Origin of the sequence: Nocardia caishijiensis NBRC 108228 (genome assembly GCF_001612825.1) — a bacterium.
GTDB lineage: Bacteria > Actinomycetota > Actinomycetes > Mycobacteriales > Mycobacteriaceae > Nocardia > Nocardia caishijiensis.
The window spans coordinates 12337-33793 of sequence record NZ_BDBE01000009.1; the positions used below are offsets into that span (position 1 = coordinate 12337).

Below are 21457 nucleotides of genomic sequence, written 5' to 3' on the forward strand. Positions count from 1 at the left end.
ACATCGGCGCGCCCGCGCCGTGACGCGCTCAGCGCCTCTTCTCGTACCGGGTCAGTACCAAGCCGCCGGGAAATGTTCGGGTCTCGACGAGTTTCAGGTTCACCCAGTTGTCCAGGGCGGTGAAGAAGGGGGTGCCGCCGCCGACGATCACCGGGTGGGTGACCAGCAGGTATTCGTCGATCAGCCCGGCTCGCATGGCCGCCGCGGCCAGCGTCGCCCCGCCGATGTCCATCGGTCCGCCGTCCTCGCTTTTGAGTCGGTCGATCTCGGTGACAGCGTCCCCGTCGACCAGCCGGGTGTTCCAATCGACGGCGTCGATCGTCGAGGAGAACACCACCTTCGGCATGTCCCGCCACCGACGGGCGAACTGGGCCTCCGCCGGGGTGACGCCGGGCTGCTCGTCGGCCGTCGGCCAGTGTGAACTCATCGCCTCCCAGAGTTTGCGCCCGTACAACGACAGCTCCGTCGACGCGACCCGGTCGGACCACCACTGGAACAGCTCGTCACCCGACGAGGAGTCCGGTCCGTCACCTCCACTCCAGCCGATGTCGTCCCCGGGTGCGGCGATATAGCCGTCTACCGTCACATTCATGCCGAAGGTCAGTGTCCGCATGGCGCCATCCTCCTCCGGTGCCCGCGCGCAAGCCTCCGATTCGTCGTGATGTTTCGGCATACTGGAGCGCGTGACTTCGGATCTGAGCAGCCCTTCCGGTATCGACCTGTCCTTCCGTGATCAGGATGTGCGGGTACAGGACGATCTGTTCGCGCACGTCAACGGGCGATGGTTGGCCGAGTACGAGATTCCGGCCGACCGGGCGGTCGACGGTGCCTTCCGCACGTTGTACGACCAGGCCGAGATCGATGTGCAGACCATCATCACCGAGTGCGCCGAGGGCGCGGCCGACAGCGACGACGCCCGCAAGATCGGTGACCTGTACTCGAGCTTCATGAACACCGAAGCGGTCGCCGCCGCCGGACTCACCCCGGTGGCCGACGAGCTGCGCGCCATCGCCACGGTCACCGACGCGAGCGCGTTCGCCGCCCTGCTCGGCCGCTTGCAGCGCACCGGCGTGCGTGGTGCGCTCGCCTACTACGTCGACACCGATGCCAAGGACTCCACCCGCTACCTGGTGCACGCCACCCAGTCGGGCATCGGCCTGCCCGACGAGTCGTACTACCGGTCCGACGAGTTCGCCGAGATCCGCGACGCCTACCGCGCCCACCTCGCGAAGATGTTCGCCCTCGCCGCCGCCGACCCGGCCCTGGCCGGTCTCGTCCCCGCCGACGCCGAGGACGCAGCGAACCGGGTCTTCGAACTGGAACGCACCCTGGCGGCGGGTCACTGGGACGTGGTGCGCCGCCGCGACGCCGAAAAGAGCTATAACCTCACCACTTTCGACGAGCTCGCCACCGCCCATCCCGAGTTCGACTGGGCCGCTTGGGTGTCGGCCGTCGCCGAGGGTGTCGACCGTCCTGGCGCCGACCTGTTCGCCGAACTTGTGATCCGTCAGCCCGGTTACGTGGGTGCCTTCGCGCGCGCGTGGTCGGAGGTGGCGCAAGCGGATTGGCAGGCGTGGGCCGTCTGGCAGGTGCTGCACGCCCGCGCCCCGTACCTCACCGACGACCTCGTCGCCGAGAACTTCGACTTCTACGGCCGCACCCTCACCGGCGCGCAGGAGATCCGCGAGCGCTGGAAGCGCGGGGTCGGCGTGGTGCAGGAACTGCTCGGTGAGGCGGTCGGCAAACTGTATGTGGCCAGGCATTTCCCGCCGGAGGCCAAGGCGCGGATGGTGGAGTTGGTCGCCAATCTGCAGGAGGCCTACCGCCGCAATATCGCCGAACTCGAGTGGATGGGTCCCGACACCAGGGCCGCCGCGCTGACCAAGCTGGAGAAGTTCACCCCCAAGATCGGTTACCCCGACACCTGGCGTGACTACTCGGCCGTCGAGATCGACGCGACCGATCTCGTCGGCAACGTCCGTCGCGGCAACGCCGCCGACCACGACCGCGACCTGGCCAAACTCGGCGGCCCCGTGGACCACGACGAATGGTTCATGACCCCGCAGACGGTGAACGCCTACTACAACCCCGGCATGAACGAGATCGTGTTCCCGGCCGCCATCCTGCAGCCGCCGTTCTTCGACATGAACGCCGACGACGCCGCCAACTACGGCGGGATCGGCGCGGTGATCGGCCACGAGATCGGTCACGGCTTCGACGATCAGGGCGCCAAGTACGACGGCGACGGCAACATGAAGGACTGGTGGACCGACGACGACCGCGCCGAATTCGGCAAGCGCACCAAGGCGTTGATCGACCAGTACAACGTGCTCTCCCCCGCCGACCTGTCCGATGAGCACACCGTGAACGGTGAGTTCACCATCGGCGAGAACATCGGTGACCTCGGCGGTTTGTCCATCACCCTCGCCGCGTACAAGATTTCGCTCGACGGCGCCGAGCCGCCGGTCATCGACGGGCTCACCGGGCTACAGCGGGTGTTCTACGGGTGGGCGCAGGTGTGGCGCACCAAGGCGCGGCAGGAGGAGGCGATCCGCCGCCTCGCCACCGATCCGCATTCGCCGCCGGAGTTCCGCTGCAACGCGGTGGTGCGCAATATCGACAGCTTCTACGAGGCCTTCGATGTCTCCCCCGACGACAAGCTGTACCTGGCACCGGCGGAACGGGTAACCATCTGGTGATCGGGCGCGACCCTGCCGCTGAGCCGGTAGGGTCGAAACCCACTGTCAGGGAGGGGTTTTCATGCGCCATCGTCAAGTAGCCGACGACGTCTTCACCATCCGGGGCACGGATGTGAACATGGTCCTGCTGCGCGAGGGCAGCGATCTCACCCTCATCGACGCGGGCTGGTACGGCGACGCGAAGGTGATCGAGTCGGCGATCCGCGCCCTCGGCCACCGCCCCGAAGACGTGGTCGCCGTCCTGCTCACCCACGCCCACCTCGACCACGTCGGTGCCCTGAACCACCTGCACCGCCGCTACGGCACGCCCGTCTACACCAGCGCGGCCGAGGTACCGCACGCCCGAGGCGAGGTCCACGAGTCCGCCACCCCCCTCGACGTCGTCAAACGCCTCACCGATCCGACCACCGCCGCCTGGGCGCTCCGCATCACCGCCGCGGGCGGCCTCCGCAAGAACCCGGTCCCCCACATCCAGCCCTTCCCCACCGAAGGCCCCCTGGACCTCCCCGGCCACCCCGTCCCCATCTCCTCCCCCGGCCACACGTCCGGCCACACCGCCTACCACCTCCCCACCCGGGGCGCCGTTGCCACCGGCGACGCCCTCATCACCGCCCACCCCACCTCGAAACACACGGGCCCCCAACTACTCCCGAAGTTCTTCCACCACAACACCGAACAGACCCTCAACGCCCTCACCACCCTGGAACCCCTCGCCGCACCCCTGGTCCTCCCCGGCCACGGCCTCCCCTTCCGCCACGGCATCACCGAAGCCGTCGCCCGAGCCCGCGAACACGCGGGTACCCATCTCCGTTGACGTGGCAAGGACCGCATGCGGGCCCAGCTGTTTATGCAAGTAAGCGTCAGTAAAGTCGTGTTTACGGCCAGTAAAGTATAGTAAGCAGATGCTTGCTGTACGTTCAGAACGCAGCTGCCGATGACGTGGCCGCCACATCGCCTCGAAGAACGCGAGTGGTCGCCGAAGCAACGCCAGGGTTCGCGCGACGACCGCCTCTTGAACCGAGTCACGGTCTCCATCCCGCCTCGCATCGCCGATTTGGACTACGTGCCGCCTTCACAGGTGACCACGACAAGCGAGGCAGCTGTGATCGCGGTGGCCAGGCTCGAAGCGGGCTTCGGTCAGTACATGGCGCCGCTCGCCGACTTCCTGTTGCGCAGCGAGTCAGTTGCATCGTCGAAGATCGAGCACATCGACGCGGGCTGGCAGGCCTTCGGAAAGGCGGTCGGTGGCGCGAAGGCAAGTGATGAGGCGAAGTCACAGCTCGCGGCGGTGCAAGCGCTCACCGCGATGGTCGGTGCGGCGAGCGTCGGCCCGATCACGGTCCGGGATCTGCTTGCCGCACACCGGCTGCTCATGTCGCCGGACTATTACGCGTCTCGTGACGGCGGGCGTTTCCGGGATGCGCAGAACTGGATCGGCGGGAGCGACTACACACCGTTGCACGCGTTGTTCGTCCCACCGCCGCCGGAGCTCGTGGCCGACCTGACGGACGACCTGCTCACGTTCGCCGCGCGAACCGACGTGCCGATCATCGCGCAGGCGGCGATCGCGCACGCGCAGTTCGAGTCCATCCATCCCTTCGTCGACGGCAACGGCCGGATCGGTCGCGCGCTGATCAGCGCGATATTCCGCAGGCGAGGCCTGACCAGCCGGGTAACCGTGCCCTTGGCGTCGGTCATGCTCGCGAACACCGCACGCTACTTCGATCAGCTCACGGCCTATCGCGCGGGACGGGTCGACGAATTCATCGAGTACGTAGCGCTCGCGGCTGTCCATGCGGGTGAAGCGGCGATCGAATCCGCGCGGACACTGGCCGAGCTGCCGGTGCGGTGGCGTACCGCGGCTCGGCCGAGGGCAGGTTCGTCGGACGAGGCGCTGATCGCCGGTCTGCTCGACCAGCCGATTCTCAACATCGATACGGCGTTGCGCATTGCCGGAACCACCGAATCCGCTACCTATCGGGCCCTGGACCGCCTGGTCGCGGCAGGCATCCTCGAGGTTCTCTCGGCTGCCAAGCGTGGTCGCGTATGGGCCGCGACCGACATCCTGGCCGAACTCGACGCTCTTTCGGCGGCGATCGGAAAGCGGACGGCCGCCGAGCTGAAATAGTTCAGCGGAGGCGGAGGTCGGTTTCGGCGTCGAAGAAGAAGATGTCTTCGGGTTTGGGGTGGAGGTGGAGGGTTTCGCCGAGGGTGGTGTGGAAGCGGCGGTCTACGCGGACGACGAGTTTGCCGGTGCGGGTGGACCAGTCGGTGCCCGCGCCGTGGGTGTAGACGAAGGATTCGGCGCCGAGTTCCTCGAGGAGTTCGGCGACGACCGTGATGCCGGTGGGGTCGGTGGTGACCTCCCAGGATTCGGGGCGGATGCCGAGGACCACGCGGTTGCCGGAGACGCTGCGGGGCAGCGGGATTCGTAGGCCGTCGAGGACGGCGTGGCCGTCGGAGACGGGCGCTTCGAGCAGGTTCATGCCGGGTGAGCCGATGAAACCGGCGACGAAGGTGTTCACCGGGTCGTCGTAGAGTTCGCGGGGCGAGGCGATCTGCTGCAGGGTGCCCTCGCGCAGCACGGCCACGCGGTGGCCCATGGTCATCGCCTCCACCTGGTCGTGGGTGACATACACGGTGGTGGTGCCGAGGCGTTGTTGCAGAGCGGCGATCTGCGAGCGGGTGCTCACCCGCAGTTTCGCGTCCAGATTGGACAGCGGTTCGTCCATGCAGAACACCTGCGGGCGGCGCACGATCGCCCGGCCCATCGCCACCCGTTGCCGTTGTCCGCCCGACAGTTTCGCCGGTTTGCGGTCGAGCAGCGGCTCGAGTTCCAGCATGGCGGCCGCCTCCTGAACGCGAACCATCGTGTCGGACTTCGACATTCCCGCGTTGCGCAGGGCGAAGCCCATGTTCTGCGCGACGGTCATGTTCGGGTACAGCGCGTAGCTCTGGAACACCATCGCCACGTCACGCGCCCGGGGCGGCAGTCCGGTGACGTCACGTTCGCCGATGCGAATCGTGCCTTCCGCCACCGATTCCAGCCCGGCGAGCATGCGCAGGCTGGTGGACTTGCCGCACCCGGACGGCCCGACGAGCACGAGGAACTCACCGTCGGCGATATCGAGATCGAGGGCGTCGACCGCGGCGGTCTCGCTGCCGGGGTAGCGGTGGGTGACACCGTCGAACTGCACTGTCGCCATGGACTTCTCCTCGAATACGCGGGAAACTACTTGGGCAGCTTGGGGGTGATCTGCCGGTCGATGATCGCTTGGATGTCAGCGGCGACCTTGGCGAGCACCGTTGCGGGATCGGCGTTCTGCAGCCCGATCTGCTCGTATCCGGTGCCGATGATCTGGTCGGCGCCGGGCACGAACACCCGCGCGTAGTCCTGCGACTTGGTCACCGCCAGTTGGTCGATGGCGGTCTTGGAGTGCGGGTTCTCGGCGAGGAAGTCGACTTCGGTCGGATCGCTGACCGCCGACTTGCGCACCGGCATGTACCCCGTGTTCTGCGAGAAGTACGCCGTGTTCGCCGCATTGGTCACGAACTCGATGAACTTGAGCGCGTTCACCTTCCGCTCGTCGGAGATGCGTGACGGCACCGCTAGACCCGCGCCACCGGTGGTGACACCAGGCCCGCTGGGATGCGGCAGGAACGCGGTGCCGAGCTCGAACTTGCCCGTCGCGTTCTTCTGGATGCCCTTCAGGTCACCGGTCGAAGCGATGGTCGAGGCCGCGACCCCGGTCCCGAAGTCGACGGCGATCTGCGGACGGATCGCCGCGTACTTCTTCACATTGATCGATTCGCGCAGGTAGGTGGCCGCCGCGATCGAACCGGGATCGGTGAACTTCAGCGCCCACTTGTCGGAGTAGGCGCCGCCGAAGGTCCAGTTCGGGCCCTGGAAGGTCCAGCCGAGGTAGTTCTTGGCATCGCCCCAGGCGTGCGCGAACTTGTCGCCACCGACCACCGACTGGATCTTCGGCCCCCACTCGTCGAACTCCTGCCACGAGTTCGGTCCACGGTCCGGCAACCCGGCCTTGGCCCACACATCCTTGTTGTAATAGAACAGCGGCGTCGAGCGCGCATACGGCAGCGCGTAGTGCTTGCCGTCGAAGAGGTAGTCCGCGGCCAGCGAGTCGACGTAGTCGTCGAGCTTCACCCCGGCCGCACCGAACAGCCCGTCGAGCGGTTCGATGGCACCGGTCAGCGCGTAGTTGAACCACCAGACATCCGACAGCACAACAACATCGGGCAGGTCGCCACCGGTGAGCGCGGCGTTGAACTTCTGCGCCACCTCCTCGTAGTTCTTGCCCGCGTCGACGAGGTTCACCGTCAGCTCGGGGTGCCGCGCCTGGAACCGGTTGATGAGCTCGAGCTCGAGTTCCTTGGAGGTGCCGGGGTGGTTGGACCAGAAGGTGATCGTGTTCGCGTCGCCGCCACCACCTGACCCGCCGCCGGTGCCCGCGCAAGCGGTGAGCGCCAGCCCGGCGGCGACACCGCCGGACAGGCCGAGGAAGCCGCGACGGCTCAGCGCCGGAAATCGTGAAGTGGACACGTGGATCTCCTGTTCGAGAATCAACCCTTGACCGCACCGGAGGTGAGGCCTTTGATCATGTGACGTTGCAGCGCGAGGAAAACCACGAGAATCGGCAGCATGGTGAGTACCGTGCCCGCCATCACCGGACCCCAGTTGGTGACGCTCGGGTTCTCGGTGTTCTGCAGCAGCGTGAGTCCCACCGGCAAGGTGGCGACATCGGCGGAATCGGCCATCAGGAACGGCCAGAGGTATTCGTTCCACTCGTTCACCAGCGTGACCACGGCGAACGCCACCATCGTCGGCCCCGACATCGGCAGCACCACGCGGGTGAGCAACCGCCACCAGTTCGCGCCGTCCATCCGGGCCGCCTCGATCACCTCGCCGGGCAGTGACAGGAAGTGGTTGCGCATCAGGAACGTTCCGAACGCGACGCCGCAGAGCGGGATGATGATGCCCTGGAAGGTGTTGCGCCACCCGAGCTGTGCGATGAGCGCGTAGTTGGAGATGACGGTGATCTGGTTGGGCACCATCAGTGCGGCGATGATCGCCAGGAACACGATGTTCTTGCCGGGGAACCGCAGGAACACCAGGCCGTAGGCACTGAACACGCCGAGCACGAACTTCACCGCCGACACCACCCCGGTGACGATCAGCGAGTTGCGCAGGAACGTCCAGAACGGGACCGTAGTGGTGGCGTGCCCGTAGTTCTCCGGGTGCCAGCTGTGCGGCCAGTACACCGCGGGCTGGGTGTAGATGTCGGCGCGATCCTTGAACGAGGTGATGAGGATCCAGAACAGCGGGACGCCGACCATGACGAGCACGCACAGCATCGCCGCGTAACCGAGCAGAGTGATGGCGCGTTCGCGCCTGCGGTACGAAACAGTCTCGGGCCCTACGTGTTTCATCGGTCACCTCGATCCATCACACGCACCTGGATCAGGGTCACCACGAGCAGCACGGCGAACATGATCGTCGCGACAGTCGCGCCGTAGCCCGCGCGGAAATTGCGGAACGATTCCTCGTACACCTGGAAGACCATGGTGGTTGTGCCGTTGCCGAGCGGCCCGCCACGTGTCATCACATTGATGATGTCGAATACCTGGAGCGAGTTCAGCAATACCGTGATCGACAAGAAGAATGTGGTCGGACGGAGTTGTGGCAGAAGCACTTTGGTGAATGTCGTCCAGCGGCTCGCGCCGTCCATTTCGGCGGCTTCCAGCAGTTCGCTTCGCACGCCCTGTAATGCCGCGAGATAGATGACGAAGGTGTAGCCGAGGTTCTTCCAGATGTAAGTGATCGTCACCATGAACAACGCCCACTGTGGATCCTGGTAGAAATCCGGCACATTCGTCACGCCGAGGCGGTGCAACACATCCTGCACCAGCCCGAAACTCGGGTCGAAGATGAATTGGAAGGCCACGCCGATCGCCGCACCGGAAATCACGAACGGCGCGAAGATGGCGGAGCGAACGACATTGCGCCCGAACAACTTACGGTCGAGCAACATCGCCAGCGCGAGGCCGAGCGCCATGCTGACGACCACCGCGGCGACGGTGAAGATCACCGTGTTGCCGACGACCTTCCAGGAGTCGTCACGCTGCCACCACTCCACGTAGTTGGCGAAACCGATGGGTGTGGCGACCGGGTCGGCGATGTTCCAGTCGGTGAAGGAGAGCCGGATGTTGTCGGCCAGCGGCCGGTAGACGAACATCCCGAGCAGAATCAAGTTCGGGACTACGAGTAACACGAACAACGCGTAGTCCTGCCACGGCCGATTTCTCAGGCCACGACCTCGCTGCGCGGGAAGAACCCGCTCCGGACTGCTACGCACCGCGGCAGCTTTACGGTGCACGGCGAACCACTGGTTAACCCTGCCCGCCGAATTCCTGAACATCGGGCGCACATGACCAGTACAGCAAGAAGCCGAACAATACGACCTGGATTGATCGTATTGTTCGGCTGAGGTCAGAAGTACATGGGTAACTCACCGGGTACGGGCTGACCAGGCCACGTCCAGATGGCTTGCCGCGTCAGGAATTCCGCACGTACACGAGTCTGGCCTGAATTCCCGGGGAGGCGGCTCAGTTCCAGTCGCCCAGGCCGTCGCCCGCGCTCAGGGTGGGGCCCTGGGTGCCGGTGACGATCACGGCGTCACCGCGACGCGAGTTCTCGAGGAACCACTTGGCGTCCTCGGTGCTCACGTTCAGGCAGCCGTGGCTGGCGTTGGAGTACCCCTGCTGACCCACCGACCACGGCGCGGCGTGGATGAAGATGCCGCTGTTGGACAGGCGGGTGGCGTACTCGACCTCGAGCTTGTAGCCCTCGGGGTCGGTGACCGGCACACCGTAGGTCGACGAGTCCATCGTCATCTTCTCGAGCCGCTCGCCGACGATGTAGGTGCCGTTGGGGGTCTCGTAGCCGGGCTTGCCGAGCGAGGTCGGCATCTCGCGCACCACTTCACCGTTGCGGGTGACGGTGATGACCTTGGTCGCGTCGTCCACGGTGGCGACGAAGGCGTCACCGATGTGGAACGAGCTGGTGGTGCCACCGGCGACGACGGTCACGTCGGTGTTGGCGGGCCAGAACTCGGCGGGCTTCCAGCGCACCTGCTTGTCGCCGGTCCAGTAGAAGTTGCCGGGCGCGTCGGCGCTCGAGGTGACCTTGATGGCCCGCTCGGCGGCCGCGCGGTCCTCGATCGGCTCCTTGAAGGTGATGATGATCGGCTGCGCGACGCCGACCGTCTCGCCGTCGGCGATGTTGATGTTCGGCGGCGCGAAGTTCGCCTGCGGCGCGGGCTGCTCGACCACGGGGTTGCTCGAACCCGCGCCGGGCAGCGCGGGCTGCGCCTGCGCGGGAACGGCGATGAGCGCGCCGGTGGCGGCGATCGCCGCCGTCAGCAGCAGACCACGGCGGAGCCGATGGGGTTGCTGCTTGTTTGCCTCGTAGTGCATTAGGTTTCCTCGTCTATATCTTCGAATGACGCGGAGTCCGCATGGGGGTCTCCACGGGGTAACGACGCCCCGACCCTGACCGCTCATTCCTACCCGCCCGAGGTGGCAACGTGCCAGCTCCGTTGCGTAGCGATCACGGAACGACAACACTGTGCGCTGTGTCACATAACAAACTGTGACCCAGCGGCTTTCGTCAAACGCCACGCTCATGGCGGCGAGTCGGACGGGTGCGGGCGCCGCGGCCCCGAAGTACAGGCATGTGACTCCCAAACCTGGAGTGAGGGAGATCACGCGACGCGTGTGAAGTGGATCGCCCGGTTCGGTGCGGTCGCGAGATTGTGCGGCACCGTGCGCGGTCGGCGGCCGAGGGCCAGCGCGGGATCGAGACGCAGCCTGGCGCCGGTGAGCAGCGTGGCGAGTACGACGCGCAGTTCGTATTCGGCCAGCGTGGCGCCGATACATCGGCGATGACCGCCGCCGAACGGCGCGTACTCGAACGGTGTGTATTTGCGGCCGAGGAACCGGTCGGGGTGGAACAGTCGGGGTGCCGGCCAGATCGAGGGTTGGCTGTGCAATACACCGACCGCCAACCCGATCGTCTGCCCGGCGGCCACGTCGACGCCACGCCAGCGCCACGGTTCGCGCAGCTGCCGCAGCACGATGGGTACCGCGGGGTGCAGGCGAAGCGTCTCCTGGCAGACGGCGTCGAGCAGCGGCAGCGCGGCCTGTTCGGTCGGGTCGTCGCCCGTCCGCGCCAGCTCGTCGGTGAGCCTGGCGAGCAGGCCGGGTTCACGATGCAGGTGATACAACGCCCAGGTGAGCGAGGTCGCGGTGGTCTCGTGCCCGGCGACGAGCAGGGTGCGCAACTGCTCGCACAGTTCGGAATCGGTCAGCGCGGAGCCGTCGTCGTAACGGCTGGCGAGCAGCAGATCGAGCAGGTCGCCCGCGCCCGGCCCCTCGGTGCGTCGGCGGTCGATACCGGCCAGCAGCAGCCGGTCCAGTCGGTCCCTGGCCGCGACGAAGCGGTCCCACGGCCCGAAACCGCCTGCGGCACGGCGCAAGACGGGCGCTACGAGCAGGGGCGTGGTGAAGGTCGAGAGGAAAACGTCGACCGCGTCGCCGTATTCACTGTCGGCGCCCGGGCCGAACACTGCCGCGAGGATGGTGCGCAGGGTGATGGACCGCGCCTTCGTCAGTACGTCGACCCGGCTGCCGACCGGCCAGGAAACGCCTGTACCACTGTCGAATTCGAGTTCGCGCCGGGTCGATTCCCGGATCACCTCGCCCAGCGCCCGTACCTTCGCGCGGTGGAACGCGGGCGCGAGCACGGCCCGATCCGCGCGGTGGCGCGGCCCTGAGCTGAGGATCAGCGACGCCGTGCCGACCATCGGCTCGATCGGGTTCGGCCGCGGCGGGTCGACGAGCTCGACCGGCGCCCGGAACAGTTCGCGCGCGCCCTCGGCGGTCCCGGTGAACAACACCGGCGGAAACCCCGGAAAACCGACCGCGAACGGGTCACCGCTCGCGGCCCGTCGACGCAGGTAGCCCTCGAAATCGAGGCCTGCGGCCAGGCCGTGCAGCAGGGCGGGGCGTGGCGGGGACTGACCTCTCATGCTGTATCTCATGGGCATGCTCGGGCGGCCTCCGTGGTTACGCTTCGCTGCCGCCTCCGGCCGCTGACCTCTCATGCCGGGTACTACGGCGTGCGCCCGCGCTCGGTTCGACTAGTGCTCGGCGCGGGCGCGGCGAACGGTGCCCTGGGCGATGGCCGCGAGCTTGGCCAGCCGCGCGTCCCCGAGCGCGGTCACCGCATTGCCGAGCCGGTTGGTGACGAACGCGATCGACATGCCCAGATCGGGATCGGCGTAGGCGCCGGAGCCACCGACTCCGTAGTGGCCGAAGGCATGTCGCGGTTGCTGCTTGGTCATCAACACGGGCCGGTGGTAGCCGAGGGTGAACCGCAACGGCAATCCGAGTACATAGTCACGGCTCTCGGTCTGCTGCGTGCGGTTGATCTGCTCGATCGTCTCCGGCCGCAGGAACTGCACCGGTGAATCACCTTCGCCCGTACCGCTTTCCGCGTCACCCGTATGGACGACGCCCCCGTTGGCCAGCGCGCCGTACATCCGCGCCAGTGCCCGCGCCGAGAACACCCCGTTCCAGCCGGGCATCACCGCGTCGTGCACGCGCGGATCGCGGACCAGTTCGTCGAAACTCTCCGGCATCCCGGCCTCGGCGAGGCCGCGCACGGGCCGCACCCACGACAGCACCGACGACGCGGTGTTCCAGCGAATACCCGGCGGCGCGAGATGCGGGAAGATCTTCGCGATCCGGCGCCGCTGTGCGACGGGCACCTGGAACCAGAATTCGTCGGTTCCCAAGGGCCGCGCCACTTCCCGATGCAACAGGTCGGTGAACGATTCGCCGGTGGCGCGCTGCAGGATCTCGGCGACCAACCAGCCGAAGGTGATCGCGTGGTACCCGGAGGTGCGGATGCGGCGCGGGTCGGCCGGGCTCTCGGCCAGCGCGGTCACCACCGCGCCGTAGTCGAGGATGCCCTCGCGCCCAGGAACCAGCCCGCGCACCCGATGCAACCCGGCCCGGTGCGACAGCACGTCGCGCACGGTGATGTCGTGCTTGCCGTGCGCGGCGAACTCGGGCCAGTACTCGGCGACCGGCGCCTCGTAGTCGATCAGTCCGCGCTCGGCCACCCGGTGCAGCACGGTGGCGGCCACGCCCTTGCCGGTGGAGAAGGTGAGCGCCACGTGCCCGCCGTTCCACCGCTGATCCTTGGCCGCCCAGCCCGCCCAGATATCGACCACCGGACGCCCGTCCAGGTAGATGGCCAGCGCCCCACCGCCGCGACTCGGCTGCTGGAACATGCCGAAGAAGTGGTCGGCGAGCCGGATGAACCGGGGATCTATCCGCATCTGCCGTGGCGCGGTCGGCGCACCCGCGCCCGGCTCGCCCGCCGTTGCTGACACCATCGGCCCAACCTCCTGATGCTGCGTAGCGATCCGCCGACCGGGATCGGGTCGACGCCGGTGGCTTCGGTGGTGTATTCACAGTAGGTGTTTGCAGATCTGTCCATCGGCCGGTTGGCCTGCGCGCTCGCCATCACGGCGTTCGCCCTCGGCGCGAGCGCGTGCGGTGGCACCATCGACGGCCACGCGCAGCCCGCCATCGACGTGGTCCCGGCCACCAGCAGCGCCGCACCGACCACCAAGCCGGGCAAGTCGACGACGAGCAAACCGGCACCGACCACCAAGAAGGGTGGAACCACCGACTTCCAGGCCAGCGTCGGCGACTGCGTGAACCTCGGCGGCACCGCCGAGGACGCCGTCATCGAAAAGGCCTCGTGCGGCAGCCGCTCGGCCAACTACAAGGTGATCGGCAAGGCGCCCAACCGCGACGGCTGTATCGCCGACAGCGACCAGAACTACTTCGAAACCCTCGACGGCGTCGAGACCGGCGCCCTGTGCCTCGACATCGACTGGGTGGTCGGCGGCTGCATGGACGTGGCCGCCGAGGAACTCGTCGCCCGGCGGATCGACTGCAGCGCCTCGGGCAACGAGCCGGTTCGGGTCGTCAGCATCGAGAGCGACGCGACCAGCGCCAACGACTGCCCCGACGACGCCGACGTCGGCTATGTCTACGACACCCGTCGCTTCGTAGTCTGCGCGCAGACCCTCTGAACAGCCAGACGGGCCGCGCGGCGTGACCGCGCGGCCCGTTGTCTGTGTCCGCGCCGATCAGATCGGGTGGTACCCGGCTCCGTGACCGCCGCGCGCGTTCATGTCGTTCATGATCGCGGACATGTTGGTGCCGACCTCGGGGCCGAAGCAGGCCACCGCGAGATAGGCGTTGACCATCCCGACCAGCGTCGACCCGACCACCACCGGTGCTCCGGAATCACCTTCGACGACGCACATCTGCGACCACGTCTCCACATTGGTCGCGAACACGTCGCCCCAGGTGATGCCACAGGTGTTGCCGGTGGTCCGGCCCTCCTTGCACACGATGGTCGGGAACTGGGCCGGTCCGCCGACACCGGTGATGGTGACATTGCCGATCCGGTTCACCGGGACGATCCGGCCGGGGGTGAACTCGATGACGGCGTAGTCGAGTTCGGTGTTGCTGTAGACGAACCTGCCGATCTCGCCGTATCCGCGATCGACCTCGGCGGCAACGGGTGCGCCCGCGTCACCGCAGTGGCCCGCGGTCAGGCCGACGAGCCTGCCCGCGCCGTCGTGGCCGACCGTGGTCAGGGTGCATTCGAAGGTGTTGTCGATGACGATTCCGGAGCCGCCGCCGATCACCGGCGCGCCGGGTTGAGCCTGCGTGGTGCCCGCGCCGGTGCCGAGTAGAGCCGCACCGAGGGTGAGCGCGAAGGCGGCGGTGGCCACCCTGGCGAGTTTGCTGAACATGTCCCTCCAGATGTCGGAAGTCCGCACGATAGCAATACCGTCTGTCTATAGCCGCAAGATTCGATCCCGGGCGCGCCAGAGCGAAGCCCTCGAACTGGTGCTTACCAGGCGCCGCGACACCTCGCGTGGTGATAGCGATTCTCTATCGAAATCGTGATGAAGACGGCCCTGGCGAGTTATACCCGTGATCTGAGCAAGAAATCAGTCGTGTCATTCGTTATGAATGACAGTTCTCCGCAATATTCTTTCGGGCAGGCGCAGACGCTGGGAGTCCGGGTCGACAAACGACATCCGACGCAAAGTCCGAAGTCGGACAATTCATGGCGGTATGGTCCCCCGTGGCAGTGGTCATAAGGGCCACCGGCAGTGATATCCATCTATGACAGCGCTCACATGTCGGTGGTGTGTTCTGCACTACTCCGTAGTAAGGTGCGTCAAGCAAACAAGTCGTCGGGGTGTTGATGGCCTGGCGTCGAGAGGGGTAATAGCAGTGCAGTCGACCAAGAGTCCGCCCGAACGTTCACGGGTCAGTGAAGCTGTGGACTGGACCAAGGGCCTTTGGGAAGACCATCCGAAGAAGTCCCTCGAAACCTTCGGTCGACAGATCACGATGGGTATCGAAGCCATCACGGAGCTGGTCGTCGCGATCTTCCGGAAACGCTTCCCCTTCGACGAGTTCGTCCGCCAATGCGCGTTCATGGCGGGCGTCGCCGCCGCCCCGACGCTGCTGGTCGCCATCCCGATCGCGGTCATCGTGTCCATCCAGGTCGGCGCGGTCGCCGGTCAGGTCGGCGCGACCTCGTTCATCGGCGCGGCCAACGGTCTCGGCATCATCCAGCAGGGCGCGCCGCTGGTCACCTCGATCATGATCGCCGGTGCCGTCGGCTCCGCGGTGTGCGCCGACCTCGGCTCACGAACCATCCGCGAAGAGATCGACGCCATGAAGGTGATGGGCGTCGATCCGCTGCGCAGACTGGTCGCGCCCCGGCTCGGCGCCGCCATGCTCGTGAGCTTCCTGCTCTGCGGCTTCGTCGTGTTCGTCGGCTTCATCACCGGCTACATGTTCAACATCTTCGCCCAGGCGGGCACGCCCGGTTCCTACATGAGCACCTTCGCCTCGTTCGCGGTCACCCGTGACCTCGCGGTGGCGCTGCTCAAGTCGGTGATCTTCGGCATCATCGCCGCGATCATCGCCTGCGACTCGGGCCTCAACGCCCGAGGCGGCCCCGGCGGTGTCGCCAACGCGGTGAACTCGGCGGTCGTGAGCTCCATGGTCATGCTGCTCGGCGTGAACGTGGCGATCACCCAGATCTACGCCGCTGTCTTCCCCCCACAGGTGGTCTGACCATGTCCTCAACCTATGTACCTCCGCTGCTGCGGCCGATCCGCCAGCTCAAGGCGGCGGGCAAAGCGCCCATCGACATGCTCGCCCGCCTGGGTCACCAGGTGTTCTTCTTCCTGCGGTCCGTCGGCTCGATCCCGCTGGCGTTCAAGCAGTACCCGAAGGAGATCTGGCGGCTGCTCTCCGACGTCACGTGGGGTAACGGCAATATCGTCGTCGGTGGTGGAACCATCGGCGTCATCCTCATCATCAGCGCCTTCGGCGGCATGACCGTCGCCATCCAGGGCCACACCTCGCTCGACCTGCTCGGGTTGAGCCCGATCACCGGTGCCATCTCGGCCTTCGCCACCACCCGCGAACTCGGCCCGCTGCTCGCGGCACTGGCATTCGCGGCCCAGGCGGGTTGTCGATTCACCGCGCAGCTGGGCGCCATGCGCATCTCCGAGGAGATCGACGCGCTCGACTCCATCGCCATCCGCCCGCTGCCCTACCTGGTCAGCACCCGGATGATGGCCGCGGTCATCGCGATCGTGCCGCTGTACTGCATCGGCCTGGTGATGGCCTACCTGTCCTGCTCGGTCACGGTCCAGCTCATCGGCGGCACCGCGGCGGGCACGTACTCGCACTACTTCTACCAGTTCCTGGTACCGACGGACGTGCTGTACTCGCTGCTCAAGGCGATCATCTTCGTCATGATCACCACGTTCATCCAGTGCTACTACGGCTTCTTCGCCTCGGGCGGTCCCGAGGGCGTCGGCGTGGCCGCGGGCCGGGCGATCAAGATGTGCATCATCCTGGTCGTGTTCGCCGACCTGTTCATGACATTGGCGATCTGGGGCGTCGACCCCGGCATCAGGATCTCGGGGTAGGCCAGATGATCATCGATCCCAGTGGGCGCGGACCCACTATGAAGCAGCTCTACGTCGCGGGCCTGTGCGGCCTCGTCGTCTTCGCTGTGATTCTCGCCTTCCTCATGGCCAGGTACCAGGGCTACTTCGTGCCAAAGGTGAACGTGGCCGCGAACCTGTCGACCACCGGCGACGGTCTGCCCGCCAACGCGGACGTGAAGTTCCGCGGCGTGCTCGTCGGCACCGTGAAGGACGTCGACATCGTCGACGAGGGCGCGGTGCAGAAGGTGAACATCGAGCTCAAGCCCGAGTTCGCCAAGGGTGTACCGAGCAATGTCACGGCTCGCATCGTGCCGAGCAACCTGTTCGCCGTCACCTCGGTGGAACTGGTCTTCAACGGCGCCTCCAACGACTACCTCGAAGAGGGTTCGGTCATCCAGGAGGACCGCAGCGAGGGCACCATCGCGCTGCAGGACACCCTCACCACCGTGCGCGACATCCTCAACGAGGTGGACCCGGTGCAGCTGGGTCGCGTGCTCGGCACCCTCACCCAGGCACTCGACGGCAGCGGGCGCGTGCCCGGTTCGACCATCCAGCGCCTGGACGAGTGGATCACCACCGTCTCCGACGCGGGCCCGAACCTGGCCGGGATGCTCGACGACTTCTCGGCCTCGGCCAACGCGCTGAACCAGTCGGCGCCGGAACTGCTCGACGTGCTCGGCAGCTCGGTGCAGACCGCCAACACCATCGCCAGCAAGCGCGACCAGCTCGTCGCGCTGCTGATGGGTTCGAGCGCGACCACCGACCGGGTCAACGACCTGTTCGCCGCCAACCCCGATGTGGGTAAGGAAGTCACCGTCGGCATGAACGCCACCCTCGGTGCCGTCGCGCACGAGCCGAGCTCGATCACCAGGACTTTCCAGGTGTTCGGCCCCTCGCTCGCCGCGCTGAACACCACCTTCCACGGTGGTCCCAGCGGTAAGCAGATGGTCTGGAACGCGGGCCTCACACTCACCCCGTACCAGCCCAACACCGTCGCGGACTGCCCGCGCTACGGCGACCTGCTCGGCCCGAGCTGCTTCACCGCGCCCGCCGAGGTGAGCTTGCCGCCGATCCCGGAGAAGTTGCGTCCGAGGGCGCTCGACTCCGCGGCGGGGCTGCCGCCGCTGGTCAACATCCCCGGGCTGCCGCAGATTCCGGGCCTCACCATCCCGGCCGCACCGCTGCAGGCCGCGGCCGGTACCGAGATCACGCCGTTCGCCGGTACTCCGCTCGAGGGGCTCGTCCCGTCGTTCCAGATCCCGGGCCTGCCCGGTGTGGCGCCCGCCGCGGCACCCGCGCCTGCGCCCGCGCCCGAGCAGGCACCCGCGGTGCCGTCGGGTACGCCCATCTCCTACCAGGGCAACGACGCCATCGTCGAACTCCTCGGCCGCAAACCGACGGTCTCCGAGCTGCTGCTGCTCGGTCCGATCATGAAGGGCGGAACTCTGACCGTGTACGACAACGAGGGTGGCGCATGAGTATCCGCAAGCCACTGATCGGATTCAGCATCTTCGCGCTCGTCTCGATGCTCGTCATCGTGGTCGTGTGGAATACGCTCGCCCGTTCGGTAGACGGTGACACCCGCAAGTACACCGCCATCTTCACCGACGTCCTCGGGTTGCGCCCCGGCGACGACGTCCGGATGGCCGGTGTGCGCGTGGGCAAGGTCGAGAAGATCGAACTCGACGGCAAGAATGACGCCAAGGTGTCGTTCATCGTGCAGAGCGACCAGGACGTCTTCGACGACACCAAAGCCCTTGTCCGGTACCAGAACCTGATCGGCCAGCGCTATGTGGCGCTCACCCCCGGCAAGGCGGCCGCACCGCAGGTGCTGGCCAGCGGTTCGGTGATCCCGCTCGAGCGCACCGAGCCCTCGTTCGACATCTCCGCGCTGCTCAACGGTTTCCAGCCGCTGTTCCAGGCCCTGGAGCCAGCGCAGGTGAACGCGATGTCGGAAACGCTGATCCAGGCGTTGCAGGGCGACGGAGTCTCGTTGTCCTCCTTCATCATCCAGGCCGCGCAGCTGGCCACCGACTTCCAGCGGCGTGATGCCATCCTCAGCGATGTCATCACCAACCTGTCGGGCGTGATGGCCGGTCTGGCCAAGCGCGGTGACGAACTGGAAACCCTGGTGACCCAGACCCGCGCGCTGATCGGCGGGCTCTACGACCAGGGACAGTCGCTGCAGAACTCGACGGCGACCCTGGCCGACGCCACCACCTCGCTCGTCTCCATGATGAGCCGGATCCAGCCCCAGCTGGCCGCCACCCAGAACTCCACCACGGCGGCCCTCAACCTGTTGCTCGCCAACGGCGCCAAGCTCGACCAGGTGGCCATCGACATGCCGTCGATGCTCGCCGACCTGGGCCGCATGACCTCCGAAGGCACGCACGCCAACGCCTACCTCTGTGGTCTCGATGTCTCGCTGTACGGGGTGCTCTTCCCGCGCGGCCTGTTCAGCCAGATCGGTGGCACGTCGCACTCGGAGGTGTGCCGATGAGCAAGCTCAAGAAAACCTTCCTCGGTAACCGCAACTTCTGGCTCGGTGTCATCGGTTCGCTGGTGGTCGTGCTCTTGCTGGTCGGCTCGAGCATCCTGCAGTTCATCGGGCTGGGCAAGCAGACCATCGAGGCCGAGTTCGTGCAGGCCGCGGGCATCAGCGCGGGCGACAAGGTCGCGGTGTCCGGTGTTCAGGTCGGCACGGTGTCGGGTGCCAAGATCGAGGGCGACCACGTGGTCATCACCCTCGACGTGGATTCCAGCCTGAAGTTCGGGCCCGACGCCCACGCCTCGATCAAGATGGCGACCCTGCTCGGTGCCCGCTACGTCGACCTGAAGCCGGGCGACGGATCGGGCCTGAAGGACGACACCATCCCGCGCTCCAACACCGATGTTCCCTACGACATCGCCGATGTGGTGCAGGTCGGTACCCCGAAGTTCGAGGCGCTCGACACCCAGAAGCTGGCCGCCTCGCTCAACACCATCAACGGCGAGCTCGGTGATTCCCCCGCGCTGGTCGCCCAGGCGCTCGACAGCGTCGGCGCTCTGGCCAAGGTCATCGACAAGCGCAAGGGTGAGGTCGACAGCCTGCTCAAGGATCTGGACCGCGTCACCCAGCTGCTTGCCGACAACCGCAACAGCGTGCTGCTGGTCATCACCCAGGGTGAGGCCATCGCCAGCCGGGTGATGGAACGGCAGAACCTGCTGCGTCAGCTGCTCGACAACATCGCCACCCTCACCCGTCAGCTCGAGGAGATCGGCGCGCAGAACGGCAACCAGTTCGCGGGCACCATCGACCAGCTCAACACCATGTCGCAGGGTCTGCAGAAGAACAAGGACAACCTCGACAAGCTGCTGCAGATCGGTCAGCCAACCGCGCGCTACTTCAACAACGCGCTCGGCAACGGCAACTACGGGTCCGTGGCGCTGCCGTGGGGTCCGTTCCCCGACAACTGGCTGTGCTTCGCACAGGTGATCCAAGGGTGCGCAGGATGAAACTGAATTTCGGACGCGGTAAGGCGATGGTCCGCGCGGTGTTGATCGGCGCGACCGCACTCACCATCGGCAGCTGCTCGCTGCTGCCGAGCCAGGTGGACGACGCCCTCGGCCGCTCGACCAAGATCACCGCGGACTTCGAGAACATCGCGGGTATGTACGAGGGCAACGACATCATGGTCCTCGGTCTCGCGGTGGGCAAGGTCGACAAGATCGTGCCGAAGGGCACCTTCGTCGAGGTCCACATGACCATCGACGCCGGGGTGAAGATCCCGAAGGAGGCGATCGCCGCGATCGTCTCCCCGTCGATCGTCACCGACCGCCACATCGAGATCACCCCACCCTTCACCGGCGGGGAGACGCTCGAGTCCGGCGACCATCTGCCCAAGGCGCGCACCAGGACTCCGGTCGAGCTGGACACGATGATCAAAACCATCGACCAGTTCGCCGCCGCGCTCAAGCCCGAAGAGGGCCAGGAAGGGCTCGGTCCGCTCTCGGGCCGGGTGCTGTACCCGGTGCTCAACGGCAACGGCCAGAAGATCCGCGAAACCCTCGACGCCCTGTCGTCGGCCCTGAAGGTCGGTATCGACAACAAGGACGCGATCTCCAACATCATCATCAAGCTCAACGAGCTCACCACCATGCTGGCCGACAACGATCAGTCGGTGCGCGACTTCAGCAACCAGGTCACCCAGATGTCGGGGCTGCTCGCCGAGCAGGCCCCCGGCCTGCAGGCCACCCTCGACCAGCTCAACGGGTTCCTGGCCAACACCTCGACGACGTTCGGCGCGCACGCGGACACGCTGTCGGAATCGCTGACCGGGCTCACCAACGTCACCAACCAGTTGCGTGCCAACTCCGGCGCGATGGTGGAGATCGTCGACGTCGTCCCGCTGCTGATGCAGAACATCGACGGCGCGATGAACAAGGAGAAGGGATTCGTCCGGCTGCACGGCCTGCTCGGCACCACCCTCTCCGGTGAGATGGTCAGCCTGTTCTGCGAGCGCATCCAGATGCGTTCGGACGGCTGCCGCACCGGCAAGCTGGAGGATTTCGGTCCCGACTACGGGTTCACCGCCGCACTGCTCGGACTGACGAAATGACCGGACC

At 66.5% G+C, this 21457-nt stretch carries 19 protein-coding genes; 10 read left to right on the forward strand and 9 right to left on the reverse strand.

Annotation, left to right across the window (positions count from 1 at the left end; all coding sequences use genetic code 11):
• Positions 1-28: 28 nt before the first annotated feature.
• On the reverse strand, positions 29-613 hold the full coding sequence (locus NC7_RS02230; protein WP_067978151.1) for a dihydrofolate reductase family protein: 585 nt from the start codon (positions 611-613) through the stop codon (positions 29-31).
• Positions 614-683: 70 nt separating this feature from the next.
• On the opposite strand from NC7_RS02230, the gene NC7_RS02235 reads away from it, so the two are divergent.
• The 3 genes from NC7_RS02235 (at position 684) to NC7_RS02245 (ending at position 4827) form a co-directional block, all read left to right on the forward strand.
• Complete coding sequence (locus tag NC7_RS02235) at positions 684-2699, forward strand: M13 family metallopeptidase (protein ID WP_067978111.1); 2016 nt, start codon at positions 684-686, stop codon at positions 2697-2699.
• 61 nt (positions 2700-2760) lie between these two features.
• Positions 2761-3513: an MBL fold metallo-hydrolase gene (locus NC7_RS02240; protein ID WP_067978113.1), complete on the forward strand. Its 753-nt coding sequence runs from the start codon at positions 2761-2763 to the stop codon at positions 3511-3513.
• Positions 3514-3633: 120 nt separating this feature from the next.
• A complete protein-coding gene (locus NC7_RS02245) occupies positions 3634-4827 on the forward strand; it encodes a Fic family protein (RefSeq protein WP_067978114.1) in 1194 nt (397 codons plus the stop codon).
• A 1-nt stretch (position 4828) separates the two neighbouring features.
• Here NC7_RS02245 and NC7_RS02250 read toward each other — a convergent pair whose 3' ends face one another.
• The 7 genes from NC7_RS02250 to NC7_RS02280 all read right to left on the reverse strand — a co-directional run bounded on the left by NC7_RS02250 (position 4829) and on the right by NC7_RS02280 (position 13180).
• Positions 4829-5905, reverse strand: coding sequence for an ABC transporter ATP-binding protein (locus NC7_RS02250; protein WP_067978116.1), 1077 nt, complete (start codon positions 5903-5905; stop codon positions 4829-4831).
• 26 nt (positions 5906-5931) lie between these two features.
• Entirely contained in the window at positions 5932-7260 is a 1329-nt protein-coding gene (locus NC7_RS02255) for an ABC transporter substrate-binding protein (RefSeq protein ID WP_084457836.1), read from the reverse strand.
• Between the two features lie 20 nt (positions 7261-7280).
• On the reverse strand, positions 7281-8147 hold the full coding sequence (locus tag NC7_RS02260) for a carbohydrate ABC transporter permease (RefSeq protein ID WP_067978117.1): 867 nt from the start codon (positions 8145-8147) through the stop codon (positions 7281-7283).
• On the reverse strand, positions 8144-9136 hold the full coding sequence (locus NC7_RS02265; RefSeq protein WP_201449847.1) for a carbohydrate ABC transporter permease: 993 nt from the start codon (positions 9134-9136) through the stop codon (positions 8144-8146). The genes NC7_RS02260 and NC7_RS02265 overlap by 4 nt, the downstream gene beginning before the upstream one ends.
• Positions 9137-9323: 187 nt before the next feature.
• A complete protein-coding gene (locus NC7_RS02270) occupies positions 9324-10193 on the reverse strand; it encodes a L,D-transpeptidase (protein ID WP_067978121.1) in 870 nt (289 codons plus the stop codon).
• A gap of 287 nt (positions 10194-10480) precedes the next feature.
• Entirely contained in the window at positions 10481-11806 is a 1326-nt protein-coding gene (locus tag NC7_RS02275) for a cytochrome P450 (RefSeq protein ID WP_067978122.1), read from the reverse strand.
• A gap of 111 nt (positions 11807-11917) precedes the next feature.
• A complete protein-coding gene (locus NC7_RS02280) occupies positions 11918-13180 on the reverse strand; it encodes a serine hydrolase domain-containing protein (RefSeq protein WP_067978125.1) in 1263 nt (420 codons plus the stop codon).
• 84 nt (positions 13181-13264) lie between these two features.
• Between NC7_RS02280 and lppU the strand changes: the two genes are divergently transcribed.
• A complete protein-coding gene (gene lppU, locus NC7_RS02285; RefSeq protein WP_067978127.1) occupies positions 13265-13888 on the forward strand; it encodes an LppU family putative lipoprotein in 624 nt (207 codons plus the stop codon).
• Positions 13889-13945: 57 nt separating this feature from the next.
• Here lppU and NC7_RS02290 read toward each other — a convergent pair whose 3' ends face one another.
• Complete coding sequence (locus tag NC7_RS02290) at positions 13946-14620, reverse strand: chymotrypsin family serine protease (protein ID WP_067978154.1); 675 nt, start codon at positions 14618-14620, stop codon at positions 13946-13948.
• A 490-nt stretch (positions 14621-15110) separates the two neighbouring features.
• Here NC7_RS02290 and NC7_RS02295 point away from each other — a divergent pair, with 490 nt between their 5' ends.
• Genes NC7_RS02295 through NC7_RS02320 form a run of 6 tightly spaced genes read left to right on the forward strand, consistent with a single transcriptional unit; the run spans position 15111 to position 21450 of the window.
• The gene (locus NC7_RS02295) at positions 15111-15965 is read left to right on the forward strand and encodes an MlaE family ABC transporter permease (RefSeq protein ID WP_067978128.1); all 855 of its coding nucleotides are present in this window, start codon (positions 15111-15113) and stop codon (positions 15963-15965) included.
• Positions 15966-15967: 2 nt separating this feature from the next.
• Positions 15968-16831 (forward strand): MlaE family ABC transporter permease, encoded by an 864-nt coding sequence (locus NC7_RS02300; RefSeq protein ID WP_067978130.1) that lies wholly within the window; start codon positions 15968-15970, stop codon positions 16829-16831.
• Positions 16832-16836: 5 nt separating this feature from the next.
• Positions 16837-18330: an MlaD family protein gene (locus tag NC7_RS02305; RefSeq protein ID WP_067978132.1), complete on the forward strand. Its 1494-nt coding sequence runs from the start codon at positions 16837-16839 to the stop codon at positions 18328-18330.
• Complete coding sequence (locus NC7_RS02310; protein ID WP_067978133.1) at positions 18327-19352, forward strand: MCE family protein; 1026 nt, start codon at positions 18327-18329, stop codon at positions 19350-19352. Before NC7_RS02305 ends, NC7_RS02310 begins: the two co-directional genes overlap by 4 nt.
• A complete protein-coding gene (locus tag NC7_RS02315) occupies positions 19349-20347 on the forward strand; it encodes an MCE family protein (protein WP_067978156.1) in 999 nt (332 codons plus the stop codon). The genes NC7_RS02310 and NC7_RS02315 overlap by 4 nt, the downstream gene beginning before the upstream one ends.
• Positions 20344-21450 (forward strand): MlaD family protein, encoded by a 1107-nt coding sequence (locus NC7_RS02320; RefSeq protein ID WP_067978135.1) that lies wholly within the window; start codon positions 20344-20346, stop codon positions 21448-21450. Before NC7_RS02315 ends, NC7_RS02320 begins: the two co-directional genes overlap by 4 nt.
• The last annotated feature ends 7 nt before the right edge of the window (positions 21451-21457 follow it).